The organism is uncultured Gimesia sp. (assembly GCF_963972345.1).
Taxonomy (GTDB): domain Bacteria; phylum Planctomycetota; class Planctomycetia; order Planctomycetales; family Planctomycetaceae; genus Gimesia.
In genome coordinates this window covers 1-9589 of the sequence record NZ_CAXAVM010000245.1, presented here as the reverse complement: position 1 = coordinate 9589, position 9589 = coordinate 1, and the positions used below count along the sequence as shown (strand labels likewise).

General features: G+C 51.8%; 7 protein-coding genes. 2 read left to right on the top strand and 5 right to left on the bottom strand.

Going from position 1 to position 9589, the window contains the following annotated elements; genetic code table 11:
• A partial coding sequence (locus AACZ40_RS26130; RefSeq protein ID WP_339676482.1) for a PQQ-binding-like beta-propeller repeat protein occupies positions 1-659 on the top strand: 659 nt, incomplete at its 5' end.
• Positions 660-732: 73 nt separating this feature from the next.
• Here the strand turns inward: AACZ40_RS26130 and AACZ40_RS26125 are convergent.
• From AACZ40_RS26125 to AACZ40_RS26105, 5 genes are all read right to left on the bottom strand, one after another.
• Positions 733-2184, bottom strand: coding sequence for a DUF1501 domain-containing protein (locus tag AACZ40_RS26125; protein WP_291179791.1), 1452 nt, complete (start codon positions 2182-2184; stop codon positions 733-735).
• Positions 2185-2623: 439 nt separating this feature from the next.
• Positions 2624-3169 carry a hypothetical protein gene (locus tag AACZ40_RS26120; protein ID WP_339676479.1) on the bottom strand — a complete coding sequence of 182 codons (546 nt, stop codon included), beginning with the start codon at positions 3167-3169 and terminating at the stop codon, positions 2624-2626.
• 84 nt (positions 3170-3253) lie between these two features.
• Complete coding sequence (locus AACZ40_RS26115) at positions 3254-6484, bottom strand: efflux RND transporter permease subunit (RefSeq protein ID WP_291179797.1); 3231 nt, start codon at positions 6482-6484, stop codon at positions 3254-3256.
• 63 nt (positions 6485-6547) lie between these two features.
• Positions 6548-8032, bottom strand: a complete 1485-nt coding sequence (locus AACZ40_RS26110; protein WP_339676476.1) for an efflux RND transporter periplasmic adaptor subunit — start codon at positions 8030-8032, stop codon at positions 6548-6550.
• A 150-nt stretch (positions 8033-8182) separates the two neighbouring features.
• Entirely contained in the window at positions 8183-8641 is a 459-nt protein-coding gene (locus tag AACZ40_RS26105) for a hypothetical protein (protein WP_291179803.1), read from the bottom strand.
• A gap of 357 nt (positions 8642-8998) precedes the next feature.
• Here AACZ40_RS26105 and AACZ40_RS26100 point away from each other — a divergent pair.
• On the top strand, positions 8999-9589 hold a 591-nt coding region (locus AACZ40_RS26100), incomplete at its 3' end, for an NAD(P)-dependent oxidoreductase (RefSeq protein ID WP_339676474.1).

Here is a 9589-nt window from a genome sequence, read left to right as displayed (position 1 = left end):
GAAAGCTCCCTTCTGAGAAAGATGGGGCCGACGCCTATTCGACTCCCACGATTTTTCAAAATGGTGATCGAACGGAATTACTGGTTTCGGGGTCGGACCATATCAATGCCTATGATCCCCAGACAGGGAAACAGCTCTGGATCGCGGGAGGCCTGGATATTCCCAGTGCCTTTGGCCGCATCATCGCAGCTCCTGTCGCCGATACCGGCACTGTTATCGCGACCACCGGAAATCCGGGTGGCGGTGGTCTGGGTTATATCAAAGCCTTTCAGAATGGAAAATCCGGAGATATCACCCAGTCGGGTCTGCTCTGGAAATTTGATGTCGCAACTCCCGATTCTTCAACACCCCTGGTACTGGAGAACAAACTATATATGATCAGCCAGAACGGCGTTGCCACCTGCCTGGATCTCAAAAAAGGGGAACCGGTCTGGAAGAAACGGATGCAGGGCCAGTATTTTTCATCACTGGTTGGCGGTGATGGAAAGGTTTACTTCCTGAGTATTGAAGGCCTGTGTACCGTCGTTGATGCGGCGAGTGGAGAAGTAATTGCAGAAAATCAGCTGCCAGGCACGTTTTATTCCACACCTGCGATCAGTGACGGAGTGATCTATCTGCGTTCTTTTGATCGACTGTATGCGATCTCGGGCAAACCCTGATCAAAAAATGCCTCTCAGCATGACCGCTGAGAGGCATTGATGTTTACATTTTGATCTGAGTCAGGCAGCGAACTCAGGCGCGGCCCGCCAGTTCGGGAATGGCATTCCCGTGCATGACGATGGGTGTGGGACGACCTGAAAAATCGGGTAAAAACGTATTTGCGTAATCAATGCCCAGATGCGAATAGATGGTCGCCAGAAAATCATGGGGACCAACGGCGCGTTCAATGGGACCTTCCCCTTTAGCATCAGTGGCTCCGATAATCTGACCGGTCTGAATATTTCCCCCTGCAAACAGCATTGAATTCGCGTTCGGCCAGTGATCGCGGCCCGGCTGGGTCGTCCCTGCACTGCCACTGCCGATGCCCCCCCCGGTACTTTGTGCGTAGGAAATTCGAGGCGTACGACCAAATTCACCTGCGACAACCACCAGGACCCGTTTATCCAGTCCCCGCTGGTAGATGTCTTCAATCAACGCTGTGACCGCCTGATCGTAAAACGGCATCCGGTACTTGATGGCGTCAAACACATGATGATTGACGGCGTGATCGTCCCAGTTACTCACTCGGCCACACAGTTTACCGGAAAGTTCGGTGGTGATAATTTCCACCCCCGCTTCCACCAGCCGCCGCGCCATCAGACACTGCTGGCCCCATTGATGCATGCCGTATCGCTCACGAATGTGTTGTGGCTCGGCTGTCAAATCGAAGGCGTCTGCCGCCCGTTTACTGGTCAACAGGTTGGTCGCCTGGGCTTCGAACTGATCCATGGCTTCCATGGCGCCTTCAAGATCCAGATCACGACGGTACTGGTCGAACTGCTGACGCAGTGAAATCCGCTGCGCCAGACGCTCTGTCTGCCTGGCATCGGTTAAGCCGATATTGGGAACTTTAAAATCAGGTGAACTGGGATCCCCGTTGATCTGAAAAGGGCCGGCGCCTGGTCCGAGGTAAGTCGGGCCGGCAATCTGAAAGCTGTCATAATTCGTGATGGCATTGATACCTACATAATTGGGTAAGTCATTATGCGTATCACGACGTAAAAAATTGGCAACCGACATGAAATCGGGCAGAGTGGGTTTGCGTTTATCAATCCGATCCGGATCGCCTCCCAGTACCTGCAGAGAACCAGCCGGATGGCCCCCGCCGGTATGCGTGATCGAACGCAGGACCGTGAATTTATCCGAGATCTGTGCGTGACGGGGAAGCAGTTCGCTAAGCAGCAGCCCTTCTGTTTTTGTCGCGATTGGCGAAAAAGGGCCTCGATAATCAGAAGCGACATCCGGTTTGGGGTCGTAAGTATCCAGATGGCTGACACCGCCACGGCACCAGACCAGGATTACTGCCGTCCGCTCTTTTTTCGGTTTGGCGGTTGCCTTATCCTGTGATGCGGCAGCGGCCTGCAGTTGATATAAACCGGGCAGAGTGAGACTGCTGAAGCCCCCCAAGCCAATTCGCATGAACTCGCGCCGGGATGCTCCTGTCGCGCGCTGGCTTTCTTGCCGTCTGTTCGAGTGTTGTTTCATTTGATAGCCTGATGGATGTCCCTGATTACAGTCTGGACGGAACGCGAATCTGTATCCTGTTTCTTTATATCGGCAGTATAACATGCAATCGCCTGCTCTGTCTAACAGAATGAGTCATACTTAGTATTAAGTTTATTGATACCGCGGCTTAAAAATCCAAGGCTGACAATGGTAGCGGTTGACAATTTGCAGCTTCCAGTAAGTCCAAACAGACCTGATCGTGCTTGCAGACTACAACATGAACAGGCGGGACAGATCCCACCGGGACGATTAAGGAAAAAACGAGAAACGCCGTCTCCGAAACAGAGAACGGCGTTTCTTCACTTGTGGATTTCGCAGTATCTGCTTTAGATCGCATCGTCCTTAACCATGGCATCTCTCATACTGTTATTGGTAGTCCAGAAGGCCTGGGAGATGCTACAGTAAAAGGGGATCCAGTTTAGTGAGCATGCTTCTCATCATGACCGTGATCATGGTCGTGATCGTGGGCGTCGATCTCTCCACTAAACGATTTCCCGTCGATCTCCAGCACCAGTCGGGCCGTCGTGCCTTCCTCGTGAAGCAGTTCTCCCAGGGCTTTATCCTGGGTAGCAAACTTGGAAGATTTCCCCTCCGGATCTCTCTGGTCCGGGATTGCAGCCAGGGTAAACTGCTGACCTTTACCATCGTGCTTGACATTAATCAGCACACTTTCTGCAGCAATGGGCACACCCGCCCTGGCAGCACCATCAAGAATATAAATAGTGATCGCGCCACTTTTTTCATCGTGAACCAGTTCCCCGTGATAGGCTTCTTTGCCCAGTTCAATTAAAGAACCATGATGCGGGCCTTCGCTGGGGTGATCGTGTTCCTGCATGGTCACATCTTCCGGAGCCGCTTCGTCAAATGATTTGGTTCCCTGTTCTGTCCCCGAATCGCAACCGACCAGGGTTAATCCCAATACACAAAGTGTTACCGATAAATAATTCACAAATCCAGTCTTCATTTTCTCAATCCTTTTCAATAATTCAGAGACATACTGTTACAAGCATCTCGTTTCAATTACGTTTACGTTTTCAATTTCTCCCGTTCACACGACAGGAGTCGTTTCCTCTTCCCGCTCTTCAATCAGTGGTATATCTGCATTCGTGGCTGCCATGATCCTCGCGCCGGCGTTGCGACCGCAGCTCCAGAACAAAGCGGGACGAACGAAGAATTCCAGAATCGTACTGCTCAACAGTCCGCCGATAATCACTGTGGCAACGGGATACAGAATTTCTTTCCCCGCTTCACCCTGTGACATCGCCAGTGGGACCAGCCCGATCCCGGAAGTCAGCGCCGTCATCAATACCGGAGCAAGCCGTTCCTGGCCGGCCCTGATGATCATTTCCCGGGTCCAGCCTTCTCCCTCGTATTTCACCAGATGCAGATAGTGGTTCAACAGTAGAATTCCATTTCGAGAAGCAATGCCTCCCAGAGAGATGAAACCAACCATTGCGGCAATGGTCAGTGTCTGCCCGGTCACGACCAATGCGATCACCGAACCGATAAAAGCCATCGGCAGAGCGGCCATCACCTGCAATGAAAAGTTCGCGGAACGAAACATCGTGAACAGGACCAGGAAAACCCCAAACATCGAAACCAGAAACAAGGCAGATATCATCTGCGATGCCGACTGCTGACTCTCGAACTGACCACTGTATTCCACGAAGTAACCCGCGGGCAGTGCTTCGACAATCGGTCTCTGTTTCGCCTGGATATCATTCACCACATCGACCAGACCCCGCCCCGAGACATTACACTGTACGATAATCCGTTTCTGCACCTTTTCCCGATTAATGGTGTTCGGTCCTGATGAAGCAGAGATATCTGCGACCGAAGAAAGTGGTGTTGTGCCGCCACCGGGCAGATCAATCGACAACCGTTTCAGCGCCTGCAGATCCTCACGATACTTTTCATCCATGCGAATCAGCAGGTCAAAAGTACGCTGCCCCTGCAGGACCTGAGACACCACGATTCCGTTCATTGCCGTTTCGACATACTCGTTCACATAGGCGGGCGTTAAGCCATACAATTTTAACTTATCCCGGTTCAACTTGATCTGCAGCTGGGGAATTTCGACCTGGGGTTCGACCAGCACATCCGTAACGCCGGGCACGCTATTCATCGCTGTTTCCATCTTTTTGGCAGTATTACGCAGAACGGTGAGACTTTCGCCATAAATCTTAATTCCCACCTGGGCCTTCACACCGGAGATCATATGGGAAATCAGGTGCGCTAAAGGTTGTTCCACTGAAATGACTATGCCCGGAATCGCCTCCATCGATGTGCGGATATCCTCGAGCACCTGTTCGCGGCTGCGACCCGATTCGGGATCAAACGAAATGATGAACTCCGAAATATTGACTCCCTCCGCATGTTCGTCCAGTTCGGCCCGTCCGGTTCTGCGTGAAAAAGCCTCGACGCCTTTGATGTTCTTCAGCCGGTCCATCACGGTTTCTGAAATCTCATTGGATTTACGCAAGGACGTTCCCGGCGGTAATACCACATTCAGCTGGGCCACTCCTTCATTAAACGGGGGTAAAAAATCGCGTTCCAGTTGCATCAGAAGCAATCCAGCAATGATCACCCCGGCAGCGCCTGCGATCAACATTGGTTTTGCCAGTCGGATACTGAAACTGATGGCATAGCCGGCGACCCATTTCAGAAACCGCAGAAGCGGGCCATCCTGGTGGCCCTGTTTCTCTGATGATGCTCTTTTCTCAGGATCGACGGGAGACCCGAATTTTTTCCCCAGCAGCCAGTAAGATAATACCGGAGTCAGTGTCAGAGAAACCAGGAGTGATGACAGAATCGAAACAATATATGCCACACCCAGCGGTGCAAACAGACGACCTTCCATGCCCGACAAGGCAAACAGAGGCAGAAAGACCAGTACCACGATCGCCGTGCCGAACACAATCGAATTTCGAATTTCGCAACTCGCCTGGAATACGACCAGCAGCGTGTGTTTCGGCTGTTCCGCATAGCGGTTCTCCTGCAGACGGCGGAAGATGTTTTCCACATCAACGATGGCATCATCCACCAGTTCGCCAATCGCAACTGCGAGCCCCCCTAAAGTCATCGTATTAATGGACAGACCAAAGATCGCAAAAATGATAGCGGTAATGGCGATCGAGAGAGGAATCGCGGTCAGCGTGATAAATGTCGTACGAAAATTCATCAGGAACAGAAACAGAATGATGACGACCAGAATGCCGCCATCCACCAGGGCATCGATTACATTCTCAATCGAGCGGTCAATGAATGATTTCTGCGAGTAGAGTTCCGGTTGAATGCGAATGTCTTTGGGGAGCGAAGGCTCAAGATCTTTTAGTGCCTGGATCACATCATTGGACACGCGCCTGGTATCAGCGTTGGGCTGTTTATTGACAGTCAGAACGACGGCATCCCCGCCAGCAAACGTGCCATCATCCTGTTTGACATAGGCAGAGCTGTCTCCACGCTTGACCTGAGGGCCTTCGATCACTTTGGCAATCTGCGAGAGAATCACCGGGCGTCCGTTGCGGGTTGCCACGACTACCTTCTCAAGGTCTTCCAGTGTCTGAATCCTGCCTAACGCGCGCACCAGAAATTCATTTGGCCCCTGCTCGTCCAGATATCCGCCTGTGGCATTTTCATTACTCTGCTCAGTAGCCAGTCGGACTTGATGTAATGTGATTCCATACTTCAACAGCGCCTGTGGGTCCACCAGTACCTGAAACTGTTTGCGCCCGCCCCCCATCGTGAAAACCTGTGAGACGCCTGGAATGGTCAGCAGCCGCTGGCGAACAACCCAGTCCGCCAGCGTGCGGACTTCGAGGGGAGAGGTCTTCCCTCCTTCACTCCACATGCCGAGCATCATGATCTGCCCCATGATCGAAGAAATCGGGGCCAGCTGAGGTTTGATGCCGTCGGGCAACTGCTCGGTAACCAGTTGCAGTCGTTCGTTGACGACCTGTCGATCGTTATAGATATCGGTGCCCCACTCGAATTCGACATAAATGATCGAAATGCCAACCCCCGAAGAACTGCGGACTGCCTGCACACCGGTGGCACCGTTCAAGGTCGTTTCCAGTGGGAAGGTAATCAGCGATTCCACTTCTTCCGGCGCCATGCCGGGCGCTTCGGTCATGACCACCACCCGGGGGCGGTTGAGGTTAGGAAATACGTCAATGCCCATATTCAACGCCTGCCAGGTCCCGAAACCAATCAGGAACAGCGAGAACGCGAGCGTGAGATGACGTTGTTTAAGAGCGAAACGAATGATGGCGTTTAACATGATTGTGTTTCCGTGTTGCGACAGCGAGCAGACAAGACATTAACGAGCGAGGCTTGAAAACAATCAGTGATTGTGTCCGGCATGCGGGTCGACTCCGCCACCGGCCTTGTTTTTCAAAGCCATCTGCAGTTGATGCGCGCCTGCCAGGGCAATCTTGTCGCCAGGAAAGATCGAGCCATCATTTTCGATCACTGCCCAGAGTTGATCCTGATACAGCACGTGTACGGGACGTCGATCAAAGTGATCTCCATTTTCCTGGAAGACAAACTGTTCTGCCCCTTCACTGGCCACCGCTTCGACGGGCAGCACGATCTGTTTCTGCCAGGTCTCTACCGGAATCAGCAGTTGCATCCTCTGTCCGGTTTTGAACCGCCAGGTGATATACCGGTCACCATCCTGTCGATACGTGTCGTGTTCAATCCGATTGGGTAAATTCACAAACACGGAAAATGTTCTGGCATCGGTCTCAATCTGATTATCGAGGTAGTCGATTTTCAGATCCTTGATCAGCTTTTTGGTTTCGTTATTTTCTTCCTGAATCGCTTCGACGGGCCACTCATTTTCGAGGCAGCGCGTGATTTCGTCAGCTTCCTGTTCAAAAGCCTGACCTTTGATATACAGGTCACTGTAATCCGCCAAGACGCAGAGTGTGTCTCCGGCCTGTACGAAATCCCCTTTATTCACATCTAATGACTGCACCACCAGCAGTGAGCGTTGAGAAGTATCTCCCTCATCAAGCGTTTTCGGTGCCGGGGCAGAAATCCGTTGAATGGACATATCGGGGGCTGATACTTCTCCAGACTGATCATGTACCAGAGGAGCATAGACCAGATGCTCTTTAATCAGACGCCGCGTCTGTTTAATTTGATCGACTTGTGTATCTGTAAAGCCATGCAACAGGAGTGCTTCACGCTGGGCCTTCAGAATGGCTTCCAGCTTTTCTTTGGCGTATTCCCGTTCCAGCAGCACCTTACCCGCGATGACCCCCTGATCTGTGATTTCCTGAATCCGGGCAATTTCTTTCAGCTCCACATCAAGCTCACCCAGTGTTTTCAGATAGGCGGTTTGTGCCTGCACCAGATCTTCATGAGTCAAGCGGATTTTGAACAGGGCCCGACCAGGCTGAACTGCTTCGCCCCCGGTGACATTGACATTCGTGACAATGCCCGTCATGGGGGCCACGACTCTGATTCGGGTTTTTCCGGGACGTTCGACGACCATGGCGGGAATGGTAATGGTACGGGTAAACGATTTCAGTTTGACGGGCACCACTTTGTCAGCGGTCAGGCCGATGTTTTTCCGCGCCTGGGGAGATAGTTCCAGCGAACTGGTCTCATCATGCCCGGCATGGTCGTGATCGTGATGTTCCTCTTCTGATTCAGCAGCAGATGCTTTCTGATCAGACTGTTTCTGGCTGCTGCTATTTGCAACACCTTTCAGCGCAGGCATCCACTGTTGCTGAGTCCCCCAGAGCAGCAAACCTGCAATCACAAGGACCACGATTGTCAGTAACATTTTCCAGTTTTGTTGCAGTATTGAATGATTCATCACAGCCTCGTATCGGGAGTGCGCAGACATTGCCCGAAGTGTGTACAAGGGAATTCGTGAGGGATCCGACTTGCGAAAATAAAGGCTCGCGGAAAACAAAATCCGGAACTCAGCGCAGAATCGGAAAACAAGCACAGAATCGAAGCGTCTTTAGATCAACCACACTGTGGTCAAAGACTGCGCGCGCACGCCCGGCGAGAGAAAGACCGCAGCGGTACTGAAAAGCGGCATACGATCGACGTACTGTTTTTCCCGGGCAGAGAATAAATCGTCCCAGAGTGGCATCAGACTGATGAGCTGGGGAGATTCTTCATGTACTTTCACTGATGTCGCAAGCAGGTAGGAACAGCGACCTTCCTGACAGGGATCCGAATCTTGAGGAATCGGCTCCTGTTGAGGTGACTGCTCTGCACATTTCTTTGCAGCAGCAGAATGAGAATGCTGGTGCCCCTGTTCCGCGTGATCGGTTTTATGATGGCAGAGATTCACCGGCTGACAGGTATCATGTTCTCCCGCCTGACAGTCGTGCGCATGGTGCCAGCCACATCCCAGCATGGTGTGGGACAGCATCGAAACCAGCGTCAAAAAAACGGTCAGATATAAATACATGAAAAACCTTTGAATAGACTGAACTACGTCTGAATCATGTCACTTCAGCTCAAAAGTGTCAAGCTCTCTCTTTATAAGACGCAAAAGCAGCGCCGTTTCGAGTGATAAATCTCCAGTTTTTAATAAGTAGTTTTACAGTATCAGTTTAGTTCGACAATTATCTGCAGCAAAGGGAGTCACTGAAGCAGCCTTGTGTGACAGAACTGATCCCGCTGTGATCAATCTGACTCTTGAGATCCGGTAATCAGAAGTTCCCTGCAGAATTGCCGAAAGCTGGACTTGTAAACATCACTCAAAATTAAGATGCTGAAAGTACAGAATTCTCGAAGCGTTCTCACAATGAAAAGGAAGTGAATTGTGTCTGCGAAATATCGTGTGTTAATAACAGATCGTGCCTGGCCTGACTGCGAAGTTGAAAAACAGGAACTGGCACGAGTTGATGCGGAAGTAATTGAAGCGCCCCCCGAAGCGGATGAAGCAACGCTGGTGGAATGTGCCTCGGGTGTCGATGCCATTGCCACCTGCTGGGCCCAGGTGACACAGGCTGTAATTGATGCGGCCCCCGACTGCAAAACAATCGCCCGGCTGGGAATCGGATTGGATAACATTGACGTGGCGTATGCGACGTCGCTGAAGATCCCGGTGACGAATGTTCCCGATTACTGTATTCCCGAAGTAGCCGACCATGCCATTGGTCTGATGCTGGCCAGTTTGAGAAACATCGCGTTTCTGAACCAGCAGACGAAACAGGGAATTTATGACCTCTCTGCTGCCCCTGTGCCTCGTCGCGTCAGTTCATTGACGCTGGGCCTGTTCGGTTTTGGTCTGACGGGACAGGCCGTCGCCGAGAGGGCACGGGCATTCGGAATGCAGGTGATCGCCACGAACTCATCCGGGAATGATTATGGAACCGGTACCCGCATGGTTTCCTTCGAGGAACTGCTGGAA

What these genes read in the sequence shown, in the direction of transcription:
- AACZ40_RS26125 (WP_291179791.1), bottom strand. Translation starts at nt 2,184, where the DNA reads ATGAAACAACACTCGAACAGACGGCAAGAAAGCCAGCGCGCGACAGGA.
- AACZ40_RS26120 (WP_339676479.1), bottom strand. Translation starts at nt 3,169, where the DNA reads ATGAAGACTGGATTTGTGAATTATTTATCGGTAACACTTTGTGTATTG.
- AACZ40_RS26115 (WP_291179797.1), bottom strand. Translation starts at nt 6,484, where the DNA reads ATGTTAAACGCCATCATTCGTTTCGCTCTTAAACAACGTCATCTCACG.
- AACZ40_RS26110 (WP_339676476.1), bottom strand. Translation starts at nt 8,032, where the DNA reads ATGAATCATTCAATACTGCAACAAAACTGGAAAATGTTACTGACAATC.
- AACZ40_RS26105 (WP_291179803.1), bottom strand. Translation starts at nt 8,641, where the DNA reads ATGTATTTATATCTGACCGTTTTTTTGACGCTGGTTTCGATGCTGTCC.